The organism is Microbacterium sp. Z10_103, assembly GCF_058310455.1.
In genome coordinates this window covers 935,779-955,955 of the sequence record NZ_JBZEGK010000001.1, presented here as the reverse complement: position 1 = coordinate 955,955, position 20,177 = coordinate 935,779, and the positions used below count along the sequence as shown (strand labels likewise).

The window sequence follows — 20,177 nt, the reverse complement described above, 5'->3', positions numbered from 1 at the left end:
CCGGTCATCCCGCGGGGGTCTCGTCGGTGCCGGCCAGCGCCTCGATCACCTGCGGGATGATGAGGTTCACGTTGCCGCACCCGAGGGTGATGACGTAGTCGCCGCGGCGTGCCACCGCGGCCGTGTACTCGGCGGCCTGCTGCCAGTCAGCGACGAAATGCACGCGGTCGGGGTCGGCGAACGCGCCGCTGACCAGTTCCCCGGTGACACCGGGCACCGGGTCTTCTCGGGCTCCATAGACATCCAGCACGACCGTATGGTCGGCGAGGGATTCGAGGACGTCCGCGAACTCGCGATACATCGCCTGGGTACGCGAGTACGTGTGCGGCTGGTGCAGCGCGATGATGCGACCATCCCCGACGACCGTGCGGGCAGCCGAGAGGGCGGCGGCAACCTCGGTCGGATGATGCGCGTAGTCGTCGTAGACGCTCACCCCGCGACGGATGTCGTGCAGCTCGAACCGCCGAGCCGTACCCCCGAACCCTGCCACCGCGTCAGCGGCCGCGGCGAGGTCGAAGCCGAGCGTGACGAGCACGGCGACGGCACCGGCGGCGTTGATGGCGTTGTGAGCCCCGGGCACTCGGAGCTGTACCGGCACCGAGGAGCCCTCCGCGGTGAGCGTGAACGACACGGGGCCATCGGTGCGGATGCCGGTCACGCGCACATCGGCGCCGGCATCCTCGCCGAAGGTGACCACGCGCGGGTGGGCGAGCCGTGATCGCACCCGCTGCGCGCCCTCGTCGTCGGCGGAGATCACGACCGCCTCGCCGGCGCCGTCGGCGAACCGCGCGAACGCTGCGTCGAAGGCGTCGATCGAGCCGTAGTGGTCGAGGTGGTCGGGGTCGACGTTCGTGATCAACGCCACTGCCGTGTCGTACAGCAGGAAGGTGCCGTCGGATTCGTCGGCCTCGATGACGAAGAGATCGTCCGAGCCCGTCGCACTGGATGCTCCGTACTCGGCGATGACGCCGCCGTTGACGAACGTGGGGTCGGCGTCCAGCGCGCGCAGGCCGGTGACGATCATCCCGGTCGACGTGGTCTTGCCGTGGGCGCCGGCGACCGACACCAGGCGACGCCCGCCGATCAGCCAGTGCAGCGCCTGCGAACGATGTATGACCGCGAGGCCACGCTCCTTGGCGGTGACGTACTCGGGGTTCTCCGGCCAGATCGCGCCGGTGTGCACGACCGTGTCCGCGTCGCCGAGATTCGCGGCGTCGTGGCCCACGTACACCCTCGCCCCGAGCGCCTCGAGCGCGCGCAGCCCTGGGCCGTCGGCGCGGTCGGACCCCGAGACGCGGATGCCGCGCTCGAGGAACATGCGCGCGAGCCCCGACATCCCGGATCCGCCGATGCCGATGAAGTGGGCGGCCTCGATGTTCTCGGGGATGGGCAGGCTCAGGTCGGGGCGAATCATGACCCGATCATCCTAGGTCGGCGCGCCTGGGCGTCGGCTCCGGCGCGCGGGCTCTGGCTCGGCTGCGGTCGCGAGCTGGTGCGGTGCGGGCTCACCGCCCGCGTGCAGCTCGGGAGGAGATGGCCGTTCGGGAGGAAGCATCCACCCGAATCGGCCCTCCCCAAGGCACATCTCCTCCCCACGCGCACACCCGGACCAGGACCCGACGCCGGACGCCACCCGTGCGCCTTGGAGGGAGAGATCTTCGGCCGGGCGCACCTCCGCGTGCGCCTCAGGAGGAGATGGCCGTTCGGGAGGAAGCATCCCCCGAATCGGCCCTCCCTGACGCACATCTCCTCCCCACACGCACACCCACGCGGCGACCCCCGGACGCCGGACGCACACCCGTGCGCCTTGGAGGGAGAGATCTTCGGCGGGCCCACCGCCCGCGTGCCCCTCGGGAGGAGATGGCCGTTCGGGAGGGCGCATCCACCCGAATCGGCCCTCCCCCACGCACATCTCCTCACCACACGCACACCCACGACCCGACCTCGCCGGAGGCCCGCCGGGTCGACCCGAAACGCGGCGTCAGCGGCGGGCGAGGGCCTCGTCGAGCATCGCGATCACGTTCTGCGTTCCGGCGCGGGTGCCGACGGATGCCGCGGCGCGGCGCATCGCGTCGAGCGCGGCCGCATCCTGCAACAGGGGAACGATCTCCGCACGCACGCGTTCCGCGGTGAACTCCGCGTCCGGGATGAGGCGTGCCGCGCCCGCATCGACGGCCGAGGCCGCGTTGAGCCGCTGCTCGCCGTTGCCCACGGCGTACGGCACGTAGACGGCAGGGATGCCCAGCGCGCTGATCTCGCTCACCGTCCCCGAGCCCGCGCGGGACACGATCACGTCGGCCAGGGCGAACGCGAGATCCATACGGTCGACGTAGCGCACGACGGCGTAGCCCTCGGCGCCGGGGTCGGGGAGGTCGGAGCGCTCCCCCGTCACGTGCAGCAGCTGCCATCCGGCGTTCAGGACGTCGTGCCACGCCTCGCCGAAGGCCTCGTTCAGCCGCATCGCTCCGAGGGATCCGCCGAACACCAGGAGCGTGGGCCGGGCGGCGTCCAGGCCGAAGTACGCGGCCGCCTCGGCTCGGGATGCAGCGGCGTCGAGGTCGACGATCTCACGTCGCAGCGGCATCCCGACCACCCGGGATCCGCGCAGCGGCGTCCCCGCGAAAGCCACGCCCACACCGGCGGCACCCCGCGCTCCCAGCACGTTCGCGAGGCCCGGCTTGGCGTTGGCCTCGTGGACGACGAAGGGAACGCGCGCCTGTCGTGCAGCGACGTACGCAGGCGCGGAAGCGTATCCGCCGAAACCTGCCACGACATCCACGCCGTGCGACCGGATATGCGCCCGGCTCTGAGCGATCGCCCGGCGGAAGCGCGTCGGGAACCCTGCGGCGGCGCGGTCGAGCCGGCGGGGGAAGGGGACCTTGTCCACGATGAGCAGCTCGTAGCCACGCAGCGGCACCAATCGCGCCTCGAGACCCTCACGGGTGCCGAGGACGTACACCTCCGCAGAGGCATCGCGCTCGCGAAGGGCGTCGGCCACAGCCAGCAGCGGGTTGACGTGGCCGGCCGTGCCGCCACCGGCGAGGAGGTAGGTCGTCACTGTTCGACCCTAACCGGCGCTTCTGGATGTTCCGGGCGCCCGCCCCGTCTGCGAACACCACCGCGTCACGGCCCGACCGTCACAACCGCGCGAACTCCACCGCGTCGCGGTCCGACGGAGGGAGGCGAACACGGCGACGTCCGCCGCACGTGGGGTTCAGCGGCTGCGTACGGGGAGGGTACGGGCGAACGACAGCAGCACTCCGCAGGCGAGGAGGACCGACAGCAGGCTGGTCCCGCCCTGAGACATGAACGGGAGCGGAACGCCCAGCACGGGGAAGACCCGCAGAACGACACCGATGTTGATGAGGGCCTGACCGACGATCCAGATCGAGATCGCGCCGGCGACGATGCGCACGAAGGGGTCGGGGGTCTTGCGGACGATGTGGAAAGCCCCGACGGCGAACAGGGCGAAGAGCAGCAGCACGACGGCGCACCCGATGAGACCGAGCTCTTCGCCGACGATCGCGAAGATGTAGTCGTTCGCCGCGGCGGGGAGCCAGTCGTACTTCTCCTTGGAGTTGCCCAGGCCGAGGCCGAAGATCCCGCCCGAGGCGAGTCCCCACACGGCGTGCAGCGACTGGTAGCAGTCGTCGTAGTAGCAGTCGAGCGTTCCGGCGTTGAGGAAGCTCATGATGCGTGCCATGCGGTTCGGGCTGCTGACGGCGAAGAACACCACCGCTGCGACCGATGCGATGGCCGGGAGGATGAAGATGCGCAGCTTCACCCCGGAGAAGAACAGCGCCGCCAGCACGATGAGGACGAGGATCATCGCGGTACCGAGATCACGGCCCGCCAGCACGGTCGCGATCACCATGATGCCCACGGGGACGATCGGGATGAACACGTGGCTCCACGAGCTGAGCAGCGTGCGCTTGCGATAGAGGACCGCACCCATCCACAGTGCGAGGGCGATCTTGAGGAACTCGGCGGGCTGGAACTGGAATCCGGCGAGCGAGACCCAGTTGCGGTTTCCGTACGACTCGACGCCGAGCCCCGGAACGAACACGAGCAGCTGGAAGGCGGTCGCGCCGATGAGGATCGGCCAGGCCATCTTGCGCCAGAAGGCCACCGGGAAGCGGCTGGCGATGAACATGAGCGGGATGCCGAGAACCGCGAAAACGCCCTGCTTGATGACGTGCTCGAAGGGATTCTGCGCCCCACCGAGCGCGGAGGTGGCCGAGAGCACCATCATCAGTCCGAAGCCGGTGAGCAGGAGCGCGGTGGAGGCGATCAGCAAGAACTCGCTGGGCACCGGGGCGAACACACGGCCGAGCGACACGCGCGCGGCCAGACCGGCCCCGGAGGGTTCGGGTGGGTCAGATGCCCGGGTCCGGGGCGGTGTCGTCGTCGTCACGCGCTCCCCCGTTCCCCTTCGCCGGCGGGTTTCCGCCGATCCGTTCCGTGACCGCTGCGGCGAAGCGCCTACCGCGGTCGGCGTAGGACGAGAACTGGTCGAAAGATGCCGCCGCCGGTGCCAGAAGCACCACGTCTCCGTTGCGAGCGACGTCCAGCGCCAGGTCGACGACCCGTGCCATCACGTTCCCAGTCTCAGCGGCGTCGACCTCGAACACGGGAACCGCGGGGGCGTGTCGCGCGAACGCGGCCACCACCTCGGCGCGATCGGCGCCGATGACGATCGCTGCCTTCACGCTCCCCCCGCGCGCAGCGACGAGCGGTGCGATATCGACGCCCTTCAGCAGCCCGCCGACGACCCACAGCGCGCCGGGGAAGGCGGCAAGCGACGATGCCGCGGCATGGGGGTTCGTGGCCTTGGAGTCGTCGACCCAGGTCACGCCCTCGCTCACCGCGACGACCTGGATGCGGTGAGGGTCCAAGGTGAAAGACTGCAAAGCCTCGCGGATGGCCGCCGGCGCGACATCCCGGGAGCGGGCCAAGGCGCTGGCCGCGAGGATGTTCGCGACGATGTGCGGCGCGGCCAATCCCACGGCCGCTAGGTCGGCGACGGTGGTCAGCTCCAGCGCCGAGGAGTGCCGCTCCGCCAGGAACGCGCGATCCACGAGGATGCCGTCGACGATCCCGAGGTCGCTGGGACCCGGAACACCGAGGTCGAACCCGATCGCACGGGCGCCCTCGACCACGTTCGCGTCCTCGACCATCTCCCGCGTGGCCGCATCCGCCTTGTTATACACGCATGCGACCCGCGTGTTCTCGTACACGAACGCTTTCGCGTCGCGGTAGGCGGCGAAAGAGCCGTGCCACTCGAGATGGTCGTCGGCGAGGTTGAGGCACACCGCGGCGTAGGGCGAGAGGGGGTCGGGCCCGCTTTGCCGGCTGAGGTACCAGAGCTGATGGCTGGAGAGTTCCACGACGAGCACGTCGAACCCGCCGGGGTCGCGCACGGCGTCGAGCACAGGGGTACCGATGTTCCCGACCGGGGCCGCGCGCAGCCCGCCGGCCACGAGCATCGACGCCGTCAGCCGCGTCGTGGTGGTCTTCCCGTTGGTGCCGGTGATCAGCATCCAGTCGGCGGGTGTGCCGTCCGGCCGCAGCACCTTGTCGCGGATGCGCCACGCGAGCTCGACGTCGCCCCACAGCGCGGTCCCGCTCTCCTGCGTCCACACGATCACGGGATGCTGCGGCGAGAAGCCGGGCGAGGCGACGACGACGTCCGGGGCGAAGGCCAGGAGCTCCTCCGGCACAGCGGAGAGCGCGCCGATCCACAGCCGAGCACCGATCACGGGCAGGAGGCGTTCGTACTCCTCGTCGGCGGACTCTGTGAAGACGAAGACGTCGGCGCCGAGCTCGGCCAGGGTGTCGGCGACGGAGAAGCCGGTCACGGACAGGCCGAGGACCGCCACCTTCAATCCGCGCCAGTCGGCGTGCCAGCTGGTCAGGGCGTCCAGACGCTCCGCGGTCATGCGCGTGAGAGCCACTCGACGTAGAAGAATCCGACCGCCGATACCGCGAGCAACCCGGCGATGATCCACATGCGCACGACGATCGTGACCTCCGACCAGCCGCGCATCTCGAGGTGATGATGGAACGGGCTCATCAGGAAGAGCCGCTTCCCGCGGGTGATCTTGAAGTACGCCCGCTGCAGGATGACGGAGCCGGGGCCGATGACGAAGATGCCGGCGACGAGGATGAGAAGCAGCTCGGTGCGGGTGAGGATCGCCAGTGCGGCGATGACGCCGCCGATCGCCATGGATCCCACGTCCCCCATGAAGATCTTCGCTTTCGGCGCGTTCCACCAGAGGAACCCGACGAGTGCGCCGACGAAGGCGGCCGACACGATCGCGAGATCGAATGGGTCGCGCGTGCCGTAGCACGCGGGCTGCACGGCCTCGGCGACGTTGGTGCACACCTGCTGCACCTGCCAGAAGGCGATGAGGCTGTAGGCGCCGACGACGAAGATGCCAGAACCTGCTGCCAGGCCGTCCAGACCGTCGGTGAGGTTGACCGAGTTCGAGGTGGCCACCCCGATGAGGGAGATCCACGCGAGGTAGAGGAACCAGCCGATGATCGGCCCGAGGGCGAACAGAGACAGCAGGGGGATGTCACGGAAGACGGAGATGTACTCCGACGCCGGCGTCTGGCCGACGCGGTTGGGGAAGTTCAGGGCCACGATTCCGAAGGGCACGGTGACGAGCACCTGGCCGACGATCTTGCGCCACCCGGTGAGACCGAGGCTGCGTTGACTGCGCACCTTCATGTAGTCGTCGATGAACCCGACAGCGCCGAATCCGACCATCATCCACAACACGAGGAGCCCGGAGATGGTGGGCGGGTTGTTGCCCGTGAAAGCGCCGACGAGGTAGCCGAGGATCGTCCCCGCGATGAAGATCGTGCCGCCCATCGTGGGCGTGCCGCGCTTCTCGGCGTGTGAGGGGTTACGGATGTCTTCTGGCGTCCGGATGACCTGTCCCCAGCCCCACTTTCGGAACAACCGCAGAAAGACGGGGGTGAGGAAAAGTGTGAACGCCAGCGAGATCGCCGCTGCAGTCAGAAGGGATCTCACGAGAACGATTCTCCCAGACGATCGCCGAGGAACCGGAGTCCGGCGGAGTTGGACGACTTCACCAGCACGCGGTCGCCGTCGCGCAACTCGGTCAGCAGGTATTCGTACGCGGCGTCGGCGTCGGCGAAGAACACGGCCTCGCCGTCCCACGAGCCCTGGGAGATGGCCTCGAGATACATGCGACGCGCATCCCCGCCGATGATGACGATGCGCTGGATGCCCAGCCGAACGGCCAGCAGCCCGATGCGGTCGTGCTCGTCGCCGGAGTACTCCCCCAGTTCGCTCATCGCGCCGAGAACGGCGACGGTGCGTTCGTGCGGGGCGGTGATCTGCGCCAGCGTGCGCAAGGCCGCGGCCATCGAGTCGGGGCTCGCGTTGTAGGCGTCGTTGAGGATGCGCACGCGATCCGACCCGAGCGGCTGCATCCGCCACCGCTCGGCGATCTCGACCGTCTCCAGGCGCGCGACGGCGTCCTCGGCGCGGACGCCCAGCGCCGTTGCCGCCGCGAGAGCGGCGAGGGCGTTCATCACGTGATGCTCGCCGAGGACCTGAAGCCGGAGCGGCATGACGACGCCATCCACGTCGAGCTGCGCGCGGGTGCCGCTCGCGGTGACTTCGACATCGGTCGCACGGACCTCCGCGTTCGGTCCGCGTCCGAACCAGCGGACCGACACGTCGCGCTCGGCGGCGATCGGCGCCATCGCACTCACCCGGGGGTCGTCGGCGTTCAGCACCGCGAGACCGCCGGGTCGGACAGCGCGGACGAGTTCGGATTTCGCGTGGAACGTGGCCTCGATGCCTCCGAAGCCGCCGGCATGCGCCATGCCGACCATGAGCACGACGCCGATGTCCGGGGTGACGAGACCGGCGAGGCGGGCGATCTCGCCGGGAGCGCTCGCGCCGAACTCACTGACGAGGAAGCGGGTGCGCTCGGTGACGCGCAGCATCGTCAGGGGCGCGCCGACGGAGTTGTTGAACGAGGCGCGCGGAGCGACCGTCTCGCCTTCGCCCTCGAGGATGCGGGCGAGCAGGTTCTTCGTGGTGGTCTTGCCGTTGGATCCCGTGATGCCCACGATGCGCAGGTCGCCGCGGGCGCGGACGCGCGCGACGACCTCACGCGCCAGATCAGCCAGGGCGGCTACGGCGTCGGGCACGACGATCTGGGTGACGGCGTCGTCGACCGGGTGCTCGACGAGGGCGAGCACGGCACCGCGCTGAAGCGCAGCATCCACGAATTGGTGCCCGTCCGTGGTCTCACCGGGCTTGGCGACGAAGATGCCGCCCGGTTCGATCAGACGTGAGTCGGTGTCGACGGCGCCGGAAACGACCGTCTCAGGGGTGTCGGAACCCGCGAGGCGGAGGACGCCGCCGACGGCATCGGAGAGCTGGGCGAGGGTGAAGGGAATCATGGCTGTGGGTGGCCGCGCGTCAGCCGAACTTGGGCAGTTCGGGCGTGGCGGAACCGGAGGGGATCACGCGGTAGGTCTTCAAGACCTGGGTCATCGCCTTCTGGAACGCCGGAGCGTTGGCCGCAGACGACTTTACCGTCGCCGGCTCGTCGAGCGTCACCGCGACGACGAACTGCGGGTCGTCGGCGGGGGCGAAGCCGATCATCGTCGTGTAGTACGCGCCGGCCTTGTACCCGCCGTTGACGAGGTCGGGTTTCTCACCCGTGCCGGTCTTGACCGCGAGACGGTAACCCGGGATCGCGATCTGCTTGGCGAGGGTTCCCTGGGTCGCGACGTTCTCCAGCATCAGCGACACCTCGTCGGCCGTCTTCTCGCTGACGACCCGTTGGCCCGTCGTATCAGGGGCATCCTTGACCGTTCCATCGGCCTGGACGCAGCCCTCGACGAGCGACAGCGGCTGACGGACCCCGCCGTTCGCGAGGGTCTGGTACGCGTTCACGAGCTGCGGGACGGTCGTGGTGAGCCCCTGTCCGAAGTTCGTGTTGTAGAACGTCTGGTTGTCCCACTGATCCACCGTGCGCAGCACGCCGGGAAGCTCACCGTTGAAGTCGATGGCACTGTCGACGCCGAGGCCGAACTTCTGAAGGTACTCGTAGCGCGTCTGCGCGCTGACGGTGTCACCGAACTTCGAGATGCCGACGTTGGAGGAGTCGATGAGCACACCGGTGAGCGTGTAGGTGTTGACCGGGTGGACGAAGGGGTCGCGAACGGTCGCGCCGTTGGGGAAACTCTCCTTGGATGCGGCGGTCACCGTCGACGACGGAGTCGCGCCACCGGCGTCGATCGCTATGGCCGCGGTGAGGGCCTTGAACGTCGAGCCGGGTTCGAACGAGTTCGTGAAGATGCGACTGCCGCGGTCCGGCTCGGCGGAACCATTCACGTTGTTGGGGTCGACCGTCGGGTACTCCGCCATCGAGCGCACCTTGCCGGTGGCGACTTCGACGACGGTGATGGTTCCGGACTGGGCGCCGGTGTTCTGCACCTGCTCTGCAATGAGCTGCTGCAGGTACCACTGCAGGTCACGGTTGACCGTCAGTTGCAGCGTCCCGCCGTCCACCGCGGGCTCTTCGACAGCGGTGCCCGGGATGGTGACGCCGTCTTTCCCGCGCTGGAACCGCAGGACGCCGTCGGTGGCGGTCAGGCAGTCGTCCTCGGCCTGCTCGAGTCCGGCCAGTGGCTTGCCGTCGGTTCCGACGAAGCCCACGAGGTTCCCGGCGACCGCCCCATCGGGGTACATGCGGGAAGGGTGCTGGTCGAAATAGAGGAAGGGGATCTCCAGGTCGGCCAGCCGCCGGTATTGCTCCGTCGACAGGCTTCTCTTGAGCAGGGCGTACTGCGAGTCCGGGTCCACCGCCTTCGCGTCCGTGACGATCTTCTGCACTTCTTCGGCCGTCTGGCCGGTGATCGATCCGATCTCCGCAGCGAGTTCCGGCCACCCCACCTCGACGCGCTCGCCGCCCGCTCCTTCGCGGCGGATGCCGTTGACGTGGGACGGATCCAGCTGCGCGTCGTAGAGAAGGATGCTGCCGGCCAGCGTCGCGCCGGCCTCGTCGACGATCGAGCCGCGTGTGCCGTAGAGCTTGCGCTCCGCGGCGAAGCCCAGCGAGAGGGAGTCGGCGATGTGCTCGCGCGCATTGACGACCTGGATGTCGACGAGACGCACGACGAAGCCCACCAGCACGGCGAGGACGACCGCCAAGGCGACCACCGTCCGTCGGCGCGGGCTTCTCGTGCTGCGGGTCGTCATGGGGCTATCGTGTCGCGGGAGTCGGCAGGCCGTCGGTGATCGGCGGGGGTGTCGCCGAACCCGGCTCCTCCGCGGCAGCGCCCGCGGCAGCGGTCTCCTCGGGCACGAGCGGCACGCCCTGGATGGTTGCACCCGGCGCGGTGATCAGCGGAGTGTCGGCGATGAGCGCGTTCTGCACGGCGCCGCGGTTGATCGCATCGACGGCCGACGTGTCCGCGGCGGCCTGGCCGGCACCGATGACGGTGCCGTCGCTCAGCCGGAGGTAGGAGGGCGATTCGTTGATGACCATTCCCAGTGCTGCGGCGTTGGCGGCGAGGTACTGCGGGGAGTTGAGCCCCGCCACATCGTCGGCGAGGATCTGCTTCTCGTAGGTGAGGTCGCGCTGCTGCTGGGAGAGGGCGGCCATCTCGTACGTCCCCTGGGTCGTCAGAATCGACAAACCCATCTGAGCGAGCGCGATGGTGACGGCACCGGCTACGGCGATGACCCCATACGCCAGCTTCGGGCGACGGCGGCGGACGGGCTCTTCGACGACGTGCAGCCGGCGCGACGGCGGCGTCGCCGTCGTCGGGCGGCGCAGCGGAAGGGCGTGCGCGAGATCGGTCATGCCGCCTCCCGGATTCGTTCGGCGGCGCGCAGGCGCACCGGGGTGGCGCGCGGGTTGCGGGCGCGTTCGTCATCGCCGGCGAGTTCGGCGCCCTTGACGAGAAGACGGAAGCGCGGCGCGTGCTCGGGCAGCTCGACGGGAAGACCCGCCGGCGCCGTCGAGGCAGTGGCCTCGGCGAGCACACGCTTGACGAAGCGGTCCTCCAGCGACTGATAGGAGAGCACCACGATGCGCCCGCCCACCGAAAGGAGGTCGAGGGCGGCCGGCAGAGCACGGTCGAGCGCCGCCAGCTCGCCGTTGACCTCGATGCGCAGGGCTTGGAAGACCCGCTTGGCGGGGTGGCCGGCGTTCTGCAGAGCGGCGGGGGTGGCTGCCGAGAGGATCTCCACGAGGCGCCCCGACCGGACGATCGGCTCCTCGGCGCGCGCAGCGATGATCGCCCTCGCGTACCGGCCGGCGAGCTTCTCCTCGCCGTACCGCTCGAAGATGCGGCGGAGGTCGCCCTCGCCGTAGGTGGCCAGGATGTCGGCGGCGGTCGTCCCGGTGCTCTGGTCCATACGCATGTCCAGCGGAGCATCCTTGGCGTACGCGAATCCGCGGTCGGCGACATCCAGCTGGAGCGACGAGACACCCAGGTCGAAGAGGATGCCGTCCACGCGGCTCACCCCGGCTGAGGCCACGGCGTCCGCGATGCCGTCGTAGATCGTGTGGACCAGGGTCACACGGTCGCCGAACGTCGCCAGGCGCTCCCCCGCGATACGCAGCGCGTCGGTGTCACGATCGAGCCCGACCAGCCGCAGCTCCGGGAAGCGGGTGAGGAACGCCTCGGAGTGCCCACCCATGCCGAGCGTCGCGTCGACGAAGACCGCGCCGGGCCGAACGAGGGCCGGCGCGAGCAACTCGATGCAGCGCTCGAGGAGGACCGGGGTGTGGATGTCGCGGGAGTCCATGATGCAGGGGCCTCGGCCCCCGGCTCTGATCCCCATCCGTCGACCTGGCGCCGGGGAAGTGCGTCAGGGCGAGCGGCTGGGAATCACAACCGGAGGTCAGAACAAGCCCGGGATCACCTCCTGCTCCATCTCGGCGTAGGTCTCTTCGTTGCTCTCGGCGTAGGCGTTCCACGCGTCGGCGTTCCAGATCTCGGCGTGCGCGCCCACGCCCGTGACGATGAGGTCGCGCTCCAATCCCGCGTACGTGCGCAGCGCGGGCGGGATGGTGATGCGGTTCTGGCTGTCGGGCTTTTCCGCACTGGCGCCCGACAGGAACATGCGGAGGAAATCGCGGGCCTGCTTGTTGTTCAGCGGCGCTTCGCGGATGCGCTCGTGCACTCTTTCGAACTCCGTCGTGCTGAAGACGTAGAGGCAGCGCTCCTGTCCGCGCGTGACCACGATTCCCGCGCCGAGGTCGTCGCGGAATTTCGCCGGGAGGATGACACGGCCTTTGTCGTCGAGCTTGGGAGTGTGCGTGCCGAGCAGCATCTGTGCACCCCTCCCATCCCCGTCCTGCGCAGTAGCTCCACTTTACTCCACTCCGCTCCACTTCACCATGACATTCCGCACGATTGCGCCTCTCCCGGGATCCGATCGCCGTCAGGACACAAAAAAAGCACCGACTCCGCAGAGTCGGTGCTTGTGTGGTCCGGGCGTTTCGCCCGGTCAGATTGTGGTCAGCGGCCTTCCTGGCGCCGATCCCAGCGCTCATTCATGCGGTCCATGAACGATCCGGCACCGCGTTGGGGTGACCGGGGGCGGGAAGTGGAGGGAACGGTGGGTGCGGCACCGCGCAAGGGAGTCACGGCGAGGATCACGCCTCCGAGCATGACGGCGAAGCCGACGACGCCCAGGATGATGCCGAGGGTGTTCATCCCGACCGTCACGCCGAAGATGAGGCCGCCCAGACCCACCAGGACGAGGATCGTGCCGTACACGATGTTGCGGTAACTCAGGGCACGCACCGGGGCGGTCACGACGTCAGCGTCATTACGCATGAGATGGCGTTCCATCTCGTCCAGCAGGCGCTGCTCCTGTTCGGAGAGTGGCATGGAACCCCCTCGGTGCTTCTCGGCGACGATTCTACGCGCGCGGTCAGTTACTAGGCTAGGCCCGTGGCGCCCTCCCCGGATCCCATCGAGGCTGTTTCTCAGCGACTGGACACGTTCCTCACCGATCGGACGCGCGAAGCAACCGAGTGGGGCGATGAGGCTGCCCTGCTCGCCGGTGCCGCCGCAGACTCGATGCAGGGTGGCAAGCGATTGCGCGCCCGCTTCTGCCTCACCGGCTGGCGTGCCGTCGCCTTTCCTTCCGAGTCCGCTCCCGCAGCGCCGGAAGCCGTCGGCGCAGCAGCGGCGCTGGAGATCTTCCACGCTGCCGCGCTCGTGCATGACGACCTCATCGACAATTCCGACACCCGTCGCGGCCGCCCCTCCGCGCACCGCCGACTGGAGGCCGGCCATATCGCCCGGGGATGGCACGGCGACGCCGCCGCGTTCGGTCGCTCCGGCGCCGTCCTGCTCGGCGACCTCCTCGTCGCGTGGAGTGACGACCTGCTGGAGGACACGATCGCGTCGATCGCGGCCGACCGTGCCGCCGCGACACGCCGGGCCTACGCACAGATGCGCCGCGACGTCACGGTCGGACAGTTCCTGGACGTCGCCGAGGAATCCGCGTTCTCGACGCAACCCGATTCCACCCACGCTGAGCGGGCGCTCCGGGTGGCCTCGCTGAAGTCGGCGCGATACAGCATCCAGCAGCCTTTGCTCATCGGAGCGGCTCTGGCCGGTGCAGACCCCGCGCAGGATGCTGCACTGTCCGCCTTCGGTCACCCCGTGGGGATGGCGTTCCAGCTGCGGGACGACGTCCTCGGCGTGTTCGGCGACGCCTCCGTCACGGGCAAGCCGTCCGGCGACGACCTACGGGAGGGCAAGCGCACCGTTCTCGTGGCATATGCGCGGGAGGCGCTTCCGGTCGGGGCACGGCGCGTGTTCGACGAGCTGATCGGCGACCCCACCCTGGACGAGGCGCAGATCGGGTCGCTTCAGCGGACGATCAGCGAAACGGGTGCCCTGCAGCGCACGGAAGACCTGATCACGGCCTATGCGCGCGAGGCCGACCGCGCGCTGTCGGGCGCACGTCTGGACAATGCCGCCGTCGCGGAGTTGCGCGAACTCGCGCGGGCCGCCACGACGCGCTCGTCCTGACCCACCCGCTCGTCAGCCGAGGGTCTGGGCGACCCGCCGCACTTCCGCCTTGCGCCCGGCGCGCAGGGCCTCCAGCGGGGCGACGCCGATGGACTCGTCGGGTGCCAGCAGCCAGTCGATGGCCTCGTCATCGGTGAAGCCCGCGTCGTGCAGGACGATGATCGTGCCGCGCAGCGAGGAAAGCGGGGCACCATCCACGATGAAGGCGGCGGGCACCTTCAGCGGGCCTTCCCGACGCGATCCGACGAGATGCTGCTCGTCGAGCAGGCGCCGCACGCGGCCGAGGGGTTCACCCAGTGCCTCGACGAGTTCGGGGAGGGTCAGCCAGGTGGTTTCGAGGGGAGAGCCGGTCACCTTTTCACTATCTCACTCCGGACGCTCGTCCTCGCTGCGGGAGATCGTCTGGGGTAGCCCCCACCGCGGGATTTCAGCCCCATCTGTCACACATTCCCCACTGGTCACAGTGGTTGACACCTGTAACACATCCGTGACAGCGTGACGGCAACCCGAGAAACGGAGCATCCCCCATGCGACATTCCGTGAACACCCCTCGCGCCCGTTCGCTCACTGCCAGCCTGCCGTGGGCGTTGGCCGGCTCGATCGCGCTGGCCCTCACCGCTGAGTCCGCACACGCGGTGCCGCAGCGCGGTACGGGCGGCATCGCGCCCCCCGAAGCGTCCCCCGAAGCGCGGCCGGCGGCCACACCTCCGGCCGGGAAGGCGCCCGCGCGTTCCGGCTCTCCGCTCGCGTTGTCCGCCCCGGCCGATTACGTCGTGCAGGCCGGTGACACCGTCAGCAGCATCGCGGCACGCCATGGGCTGCGCACGATCGACCTCCTCACCGCCAACGGCCTGGGCTGGTCGTCGATCATCTACCCCGGACAGGTGCTCCGCCTGGCTGCCGCTCCGGCACCTGCCGCCGCTCCGGCACCCGCCGCCGCTCCGGCACCCGCCGCAGCTCCGACGCCCGCGCCCGTGCCGGCGCCCGCTCCGGCCGCCGCGTCGCACACCGTGCAGGCCGGCGACACCGTCAGCGCCATCGCCCGCGCGCGCGGCGTGAGCGTGCAAGCGGTGCTGGATGCGAACGGACTGACGCGCGGGTCGATCATCTACCCCGGACAGACGCTGGCCGTGCCCGCGCCGGCCCTCGCGGCAACCCCGGCCGCCGCATCCACCCCCGCCCCGACGGCCGAAGGGCTGGATGCCGAACAGACCGCCAACGCGCAGCTCATCATCCGCGTCGGACGCGAGCTCGGCGTGCCCGAACGCGGCATCGCCATCGCCCTGGGCACCGCGATGCAGGAGTCCTGGCTGCGGAACCTCGACTGGGGTGACCGGGATTCGCTCGGGCTGTTCCAGCAGCGGCCGAGCAGCGGCTGGGGAACGGCCGCGGAGGCGCTCGATCCCGTCCGGTCCACACGCGCCTTCTTCGGCGGCGCCGGAGACCCCAACGGCCCCCACACCCGGGGACTCCTCGACATCCCGGGCTGGGAGTCGATGGCCTACGCCGATGCGGCGCAGGCTGTGCAGATCTCCGCATTCCCCGATCGGTATGCGCAGTGGGAGCAACCCGCGACGACATGGCTCGCGGTCCTCGGCTGAGGCGAACTCCGCGCCTCGTGCACGCCGAGACCTCGGAGACCGGTCGTTCGGCGAGCCGGCCGCCTTCTCCCGGCGTGGACGTGCGCAGGGAACGACTGTGTAACGGGGTGAGGCGCTCCCGAGGCTCGCAGGGCCGCCTCCGTAGACTCTCCCCGTGAGCACGAGTCAGGCCGACCCGCTGATCGGACGTCTCGTCGACGGCCGCTACCGGGTTCGCGCGCGCATCGCGCGGGGCGGCATGGCGACCGTATATGTGGCGACCGATCTGCGCCTGGAGCGCCGGATCGCGCTGAAGGTCATGCACGGGCACCTCAGCGACGACGCGGTCTTCCAGAGCCGGTTCATCCAGGAGGCCCGCTCCGCGGCGCGTCTGGCCGACCCGCATGTGGTCAATGTGTTCGATCAGGGCCAGGACGGCGACATGGCGTACCTCGTCATGGAGTACCTGCCCGGCATCACACTGCGCGAACTGTTGCGGGAGCACCGCCGCCTCACCGTGCCGCAGACGATCACGATCATGGATGCGGTGCTCTCGGGCCTCGCCGCGGCGCACCGGGCGGGGATCGTCCATCGGGACGTGAAACCCGAGAACGTCCTGCTGGCCGAGGACGGTCGCATCAAGATCGGTGACTTCGGCCTGGCACGCGCGACGACCGCCAACACCGCATCCGGTCAGATGCTCATGGGCACGATCGCGTACCTCGCGCCCGAGCTCGTGACCCGCGGCACGGCCGACGCCCGCAGCGACATCTATTCGCTCGGCATTATGCTCTACGAGATGCTCACCGGCGAGCAGCCCTACAAGGGCGAGCAGCCGATGCAGATCGCCTTCCAGCACGCGACGGACTCCGTGCCCCGGCCGAGCGTGAAGAACCCCGGCGTCCCCGAGCAGCTGGACGAGCTCGTCCTGTGGGCCACCGAGAAGGTGCCCGACGATCGTCCGCTCGACGCCGGCGTGATGCTCGCCCGCCTCCGCGAGATCGAGCGCGACCTCGGAGTGGCCCCGCAGGTGGCCCGCGCGGTCGCGGTCGGCACGACCGGCACCGACGACGCCGTCGACTCCGGCGAGCTCACGAAGGTCCTCCCGCCCAGCATGGTCACCGCGCCGACCCCCGTGGCGGAGTCCGACAACGGGGCGCGCCTGCGCGCCCGTACCAAGCGGCGGGCCGTCAAGGGGGCGTGGCTGCTCACCCTCGTGCTCCTCCTCGCCGCGCTGGCCGGCGGCGCGGGGTGGTGGTTCGGCTCCGGCCCAGGATCGCTCGTCGCCGTCCCGGATGTCTCGGGTGGCGCCTTCGCCGACGCACAGGCGCGGCTGCTCGAAGACACGCTCGTCGCCGTGGAAGAGGGTGTCTACGACCTCGACATCCCTGCCGGCACGGTCGTGGGCACCGACCCTGCTGCCGGGGCTCGCGTGGACCGCGACACGAGTGTCACTGTGCGGGTCTCGCTCGGCCCGCGCCCGCAGCCGGTGGAGCCCCTCGCGGGGATGCCGGCAGACCAGGCCCGCGGCATCCTCACCGGCATCAATCTCATCGTCTCCGATCCCGACCAGCTCGAGTTCACCGACGCGGAGGCCGGCACGGTCCTCGGCGCGACCCTCACCCCGCGTGCGGGTGAGCCTGCGGACTGCTCACAGGGGTGCGAGGCGCACGAGGGCGACACCGTGTCGCTGCTGGTTTCGCGCGGACCTGTTCCGGACGTCTCCGGCGACAGCGTCGATCGTGCCACCCAGCGGCTGAACGACGTCGGTCTCGAGGTTTCCGGCGACCGGCGTCAAGAGTCGAGCGACTCCATCGATGTGGGCGACGTCATCGGCATCGCGGGGCGCGACGGCGGCGGCAACTGGCGCCCGGGCGAGACCGTCACGCTCGTCGTGTCGACCGGTCCCCCACTGTTCGAAGTGCCGAACGTCGTGGGCATGACGCGGGACGAGGCCAAGCGCACGCTCTCGGGCGCCGGCTTCACGTGGGAGTACCTCCCCACCTGGGACCTGTTCCCGGACGGCACGACGCAGGTGGAGTCTCAGGACCCGAAGGCCGGGGCCAAGGTCGTCAAGGGCACGCGCATCTCCTTGCGGCTGAACGTCACGGGCTGACTCCGCCGCCCTCACCGCGAGAAGCCACCTCCGCCCTCACCGCGAGAAGCCACCTCCGCCAGCGTGGAGTCTCGCGGACCCAGCGGGCCCGGAGTCTCCGCGGGTCAGAGCTTTTCGAGCTCTTCGGCCACCAGGAAGGCGAGCTCGAGGCTCTGCATGTGGTTCAGGCGCGGATCGCACAGGCTCTCGTAGCGGGTCGCGAGGGTGGCCTCGTCGATCATCTCCGAGCCGCCCAGGCACTCGGTCACATCATCCCCGGTGAGTTCCACGTGGATCCCGCCGGGGAACGTCCCGACCGCACGGTGCGCCTCGAAGAACCCGCGCACCTCGTCGACCACGTCATCGAACCGGCGGGTCTTGTACCCGGTCGGCGTCGTGATGCCGTTGCCGTGCATCGGGTCGGTGACCCACAGCGGCGTCGCGCCGGACTCCTTCACGGCCTGAAGCAGCGGTGGGAGCGCGTCGCGGATCTTCCCGGCCCCCATGCGCGTGATGAACGTCAAGCGGCCGGGCTCGCGCTCCGGGTCGAGCTTGTCGATCAGGGCGAGCGCGGTCTCGGGAGTCGTGCTCGGTCCGAGCTTGACGCCGATGGGGTTGCGGATGCGGGAGAAGTAATCGACGTGCGCGCCGTCCAGGTCGCGCGTGCGTTCCCCGACCCACACGAAATGCGCCGAGGTGTTGTACGGCGTACCTGTGCGGGAGTCGATGCGGGTCATCGGACGCTCGTAGTCCATCAGAAGACCCTCATGACCGGTGTAGAACTCCACCCGACGCAACTCGTCGAAGTCGGCGCCGGCCGCCTCCATGAACTTGATCGCGCGGTCGATCTCCGACGCCAGGCGCTCGTACCGCTGATTGGCCGGGTTCGAGGCGAAGCCCCGGTTCCAGCTGTGCACCTCCCGCAGGTCCGCGAATCCGCCCTGGGTGAAGGCGCGGACCAGGTTCAGGGTCGATGCGGCGGTGTGGTAGCCCTTGAGAAGCCGCGCCGGATCGGCCTTGCGCGACTCCTCGGTGAAGTCGTATCCGTTCACGATGTCTCCGCGGTACGCCGGGAGCGTCACATCTCCCCGCGTCTCGGTGTCACTCGAGCGCGGCTTGGCGAACTGGCCGGCCATCCGCCCCATCTTCACGACGGGCATCGATGCGCCGTAGGTCAGCACGACGGCCATCTGCAGAAGCGTCTTGACCCGGTTGCGGATCTGGTCCGCGGTCGCACCAGCGAATGTCTCGGCGCAGTCGCCGCCCTGGAGCAGGAACGCCTGGCCCGATGCGGCACGGGCGAGGCGCTCACGCAGGAGATCCACCTCACCGGCGAAGACCAGCGGGGGCAGGGTCGCGATCTCGGCGGATGCTGCCGCCACCGCGTCGGCGTCATACCACTGGGGCTGCTGCTTGATGGGCAGAGTCCGCCAATGATCGAGGCCGTCGAGGTGCTGAAGCATCCTCGAAGTCTATCGGCGGCGCGTGGGGGCGTTCGCGCCGGGGGCCGGGATGCGGTCCTTCACCGTGGACGCGTACACGTCTTCATACTCCTGCTCGCCGAGCCTCTGAAGGGCGACGGTGATCTCGTCGGTCACGGAGCGCAGGATGTACCGGTCGCCCTCCATCCCGGCGAACCGGGAGAAATCCAGCGGCTCTCCGATGACGATGCCCACCCGTCCCACGCGCGGTATCCGCTTGCCGATCGGCTGGATCGTGTCGGTGTCGACCATGACGACCGGGATCACCGGGACGCGGGCCTCCAGCGCCATGCGCGCGATCCCGGTGCGCCCGCGATACAGCTTGCCGTCGGGGCTGCGGGTGCCCTCGGGGTAGATACCGAGGAGCTCACCACGCGCGAGGACGCGCAGACCGGTGTTCAGGGATGCTTCGGAGGCCTTGCCGCCCGTGCGATCGATCGGTATCTGACCCGTGGCCTTGAGGAACCCACGCGTCGCCCAGCCTTTGATGCCTCGGCCGGTGAAGTAGTCGCTCTTGGCGAGGAAGGCCATGCGCCGGTCGATCATCAGCGGGAGGAAGACCGAGTCGGCGAAAGACAAATGGTTGCTCGCCAGGATCGCCGCGCCCTCGGTGGGGATGTTACGGCGGCCGACGATCCAGGGCCGGAAGATCGCCTTCAGAAGCGGGCCGATCACGACGTACTTCATCAGCCAGTAGAACATCTCAGCCGTCCCTGCCCGCGAGGTCGGCGACTCCGATGGCGCCCGCGTCGTTGCCCACTTGCGCCCCCACGAAGCCCCTGCCGGCGACGTGACGGCGGTCGCGCCGCGCCGGGGCTATTCCGAAGGCGGCATGAACGATCGCCGCGACGTCGACGAGGGTCTCCGCGCGGAGTTTCTCCACGAATCGGTCCGCGCCATCCCCCGCTCCACCGGCGATCTCGGTCCCGCGGATGTCGATCTCGACGTTGAGCACGCGTCCCC

At 69.6% G+C, this 20,177-nt stretch carries 18 protein-coding genes; 3 read left to right on the top strand and 15 right to left on the bottom strand.

Translation table 11 applies throughout. The features are described from left to right. Window positions 1-4 precede the first annotated feature (4 nt). From murC to AC4FS2_RS04330, 11 genes are all read right to left on the bottom strand, one after another. Window positions 5-1,414, bottom strand: coding sequence for a UDP-N-acetylmuramate--L-alanine ligase (gene murC / locus AC4FS2_RS04380; RefSeq protein ID WP_491153262.1), 1,410 nt, complete (start codon window positions 1,412-1,414; stop codon window positions 5-7). Window positions 1,415-1,981: 567 nt separating this feature from the next. Beyond that, on the bottom strand, window positions 1,982-3,058 hold the full coding sequence (locus AC4FS2_RS04375) for a UDP-N-acetylglucosamine--N-acetylmuramyl-(pentapeptide) pyrophosphoryl-undecaprenol N-acetylglucosamine transferase (RefSeq protein ID WP_491153263.1): 1,077 nt from the start codon (window positions 3,056-3,058) through the stop codon (window positions 1,982-1,984). Window positions 3,059-3,214: 156 nt separating this feature from the next. Beyond that, window positions 3,215-4,414 carry a putative lipid II flippase FtsW gene (ftsW, locus tag AC4FS2_RS04370; protein ID WP_491153264.1) on the bottom strand — a complete coding sequence of 400 codons (1,200 nt, stop codon included), beginning with the start codon at window positions 4,412-4,414 and terminating at the stop codon, window positions 3,215-3,217. Further along, the gene (murD, locus tag AC4FS2_RS04365; RefSeq protein ID WP_491155648.1) at window positions 4,377-5,939 is read right to left on the bottom strand and encodes a UDP-N-acetylmuramoyl-L-alanine--D-glutamate ligase; all 1,563 of its coding nucleotides are present in this window, start codon (window positions 5,937-5,939) and stop codon (window positions 4,377-4,379) included. Before murD ends, ftsW begins: the two co-directional genes overlap by 38 nt. Further along, entirely contained in the window at window positions 5,936-7,039 is a 1,104-nt protein-coding gene (gene mraY / locus AC4FS2_RS04360) for a phospho-N-acetylmuramoyl-pentapeptide-transferase (protein WP_491153265.1), read from the bottom strand. Before mraY ends, murD begins: the two co-directional genes overlap by 4 nt. Continuing rightward, entirely contained in the window at window positions 7,036-8,448 is a 1,413-nt protein-coding gene (locus tag AC4FS2_RS04355; protein WP_491153266.1) for a UDP-N-acetylmuramoyl-tripeptide--D-alanyl-D-alanine ligase, read from the bottom strand. The genes mraY and AC4FS2_RS04355 overlap by 4 nt, the downstream gene beginning before the upstream one ends. 19 nt (window positions 8,449-8,467) lie before the next feature. Beyond that, on the bottom strand, window positions 8,468-10,255 hold the full coding sequence (locus AC4FS2_RS04350; RefSeq protein WP_491153267.1) for a peptidoglycan D,D-transpeptidase FtsI family protein: 1,788 nt from the start codon (window positions 10,253-10,255) through the stop codon (window positions 8,468-8,470). Window positions 10,256-10,259: 4 nt separating this feature from the next. Further along, the gene (gene ftsL / locus AC4FS2_RS04345; protein ID WP_491153268.1) at window positions 10,260-10,862 is read right to left on the bottom strand and encodes a cell division protein FtsL; all 603 of its coding nucleotides are present in this window, start codon (window positions 10,860-10,862) and stop codon (window positions 10,260-10,262) included. Then, window positions 10,859-11,812 carry a 16S rRNA (cytosine(1402)-N(4))-methyltransferase RsmH gene (rsmH, locus tag AC4FS2_RS04340; protein ID WP_491153269.1) on the bottom strand — a complete coding sequence of 318 codons (954 nt, stop codon included), beginning with the start codon at window positions 11,810-11,812 and terminating at the stop codon, window positions 10,859-10,861. The genes ftsL and rsmH overlap by 4 nt, the downstream gene beginning before the upstream one ends. 96 nt (window positions 11,813-11,908) lie before the next feature. Next, window positions 11,909-12,340: a division/cell wall cluster transcriptional repressor MraZ gene (gene mraZ, locus AC4FS2_RS04335; RefSeq protein WP_491153270.1), complete on the bottom strand. Its 432-nt coding sequence runs from the start codon at window positions 12,338-12,340 to the stop codon at window positions 11,909-11,911. A 188-nt stretch (window positions 12,341-12,528) separates the two neighbouring features. Next, entirely contained in the window at window positions 12,529-12,903 is a 375-nt protein-coding gene (locus AC4FS2_RS04330; protein WP_491153271.1) for an SCO2097 family morphological protein, read from the bottom strand. 63 nt (window positions 12,904-12,966) lie between these two features. Here AC4FS2_RS04330 and AC4FS2_RS04325 point away from each other — a divergent pair, with 63 nt between their 5' ends. Next, a complete protein-coding gene (locus AC4FS2_RS04325) occupies window positions 12,967-14,058 on the top strand; it encodes a polyprenyl synthetase family protein (protein WP_491153272.1) in 1,092 nt (363 codons plus the stop codon). A 12-nt stretch (window positions 14,059-14,070) separates the two neighbouring features. Here the strand turns inward: AC4FS2_RS04325 and AC4FS2_RS04320 are convergent, their stop codons facing one another. Beyond that, window positions 14,071-14,412 carry an Rv2175c family DNA-binding protein gene (locus AC4FS2_RS04320; protein WP_491153273.1) on the bottom strand — a complete coding sequence of 114 codons (342 nt, stop codon included), beginning with the start codon at window positions 14,410-14,412 and terminating at the stop codon, window positions 14,071-14,073. 173 nt (window positions 14,413-14,585) lie between these two features. Here AC4FS2_RS04320 and AC4FS2_RS04315 point away from each other — a divergent pair, with 173 nt between their 5' ends. Together AC4FS2_RS04315 and pknB are read left to right on the top strand one after the other, a co-directional pair. After that, window positions 14,586-15,659, top strand: coding sequence for a LysM peptidoglycan-binding domain-containing protein (locus tag AC4FS2_RS04315; RefSeq protein ID WP_491153274.1), 1,074 nt, complete (start codon window positions 14,586-14,588; stop codon window positions 15,657-15,659). Between the two features lie 154 nt (window positions 15,660-15,813). Next, the gene (gene pknB, locus AC4FS2_RS04310) at window positions 15,814-17,754 is read left to right on the top strand and encodes a Stk1 family PASTA domain-containing Ser/Thr kinase (RefSeq protein ID WP_491153275.1); all 1,941 of its coding nucleotides are present in this window, start codon (window positions 15,814-15,816) and stop codon (window positions 17,752-17,754) included. A gap of 104 nt (window positions 17,755-17,858) precedes the next feature. Here the strand turns inward: pknB and AC4FS2_RS04305 are convergent, their stop codons facing one another. From AC4FS2_RS04305 to AC4FS2_RS04295, 3 genes are read right to left on the bottom strand one after another with little or no spacing between them, the layout of a single operon-like run. Continuing rightward, on the bottom strand, window positions 17,859-19,196 hold the full coding sequence (locus tag AC4FS2_RS04305) for a class II 3-deoxy-7-phosphoheptulonate synthase (RefSeq protein ID WP_491153276.1): 1,338 nt from the start codon (window positions 19,194-19,196) through the stop codon (window positions 17,859-17,861). Window positions 19,197-19,205: 9 nt separating this feature from the next. Then, complete coding sequence (locus AC4FS2_RS04300; protein WP_491153277.1) at window positions 19,206-19,916, bottom strand: lysophospholipid acyltransferase family protein; 711 nt, start codon at window positions 19,914-19,916, stop codon at window positions 19,206-19,208. 1 nt (window position 19,917) lies between these two features. Beyond that, complete coding sequence (locus AC4FS2_RS04295) at window positions 19,918-20,169, bottom strand: hypothetical protein (RefSeq protein WP_491153278.1); 252 nt, start codon at window positions 20,167-20,169, stop codon at window positions 19,918-19,920. Window positions 20,170-20,177: the final 8 nt, after the last annotated feature.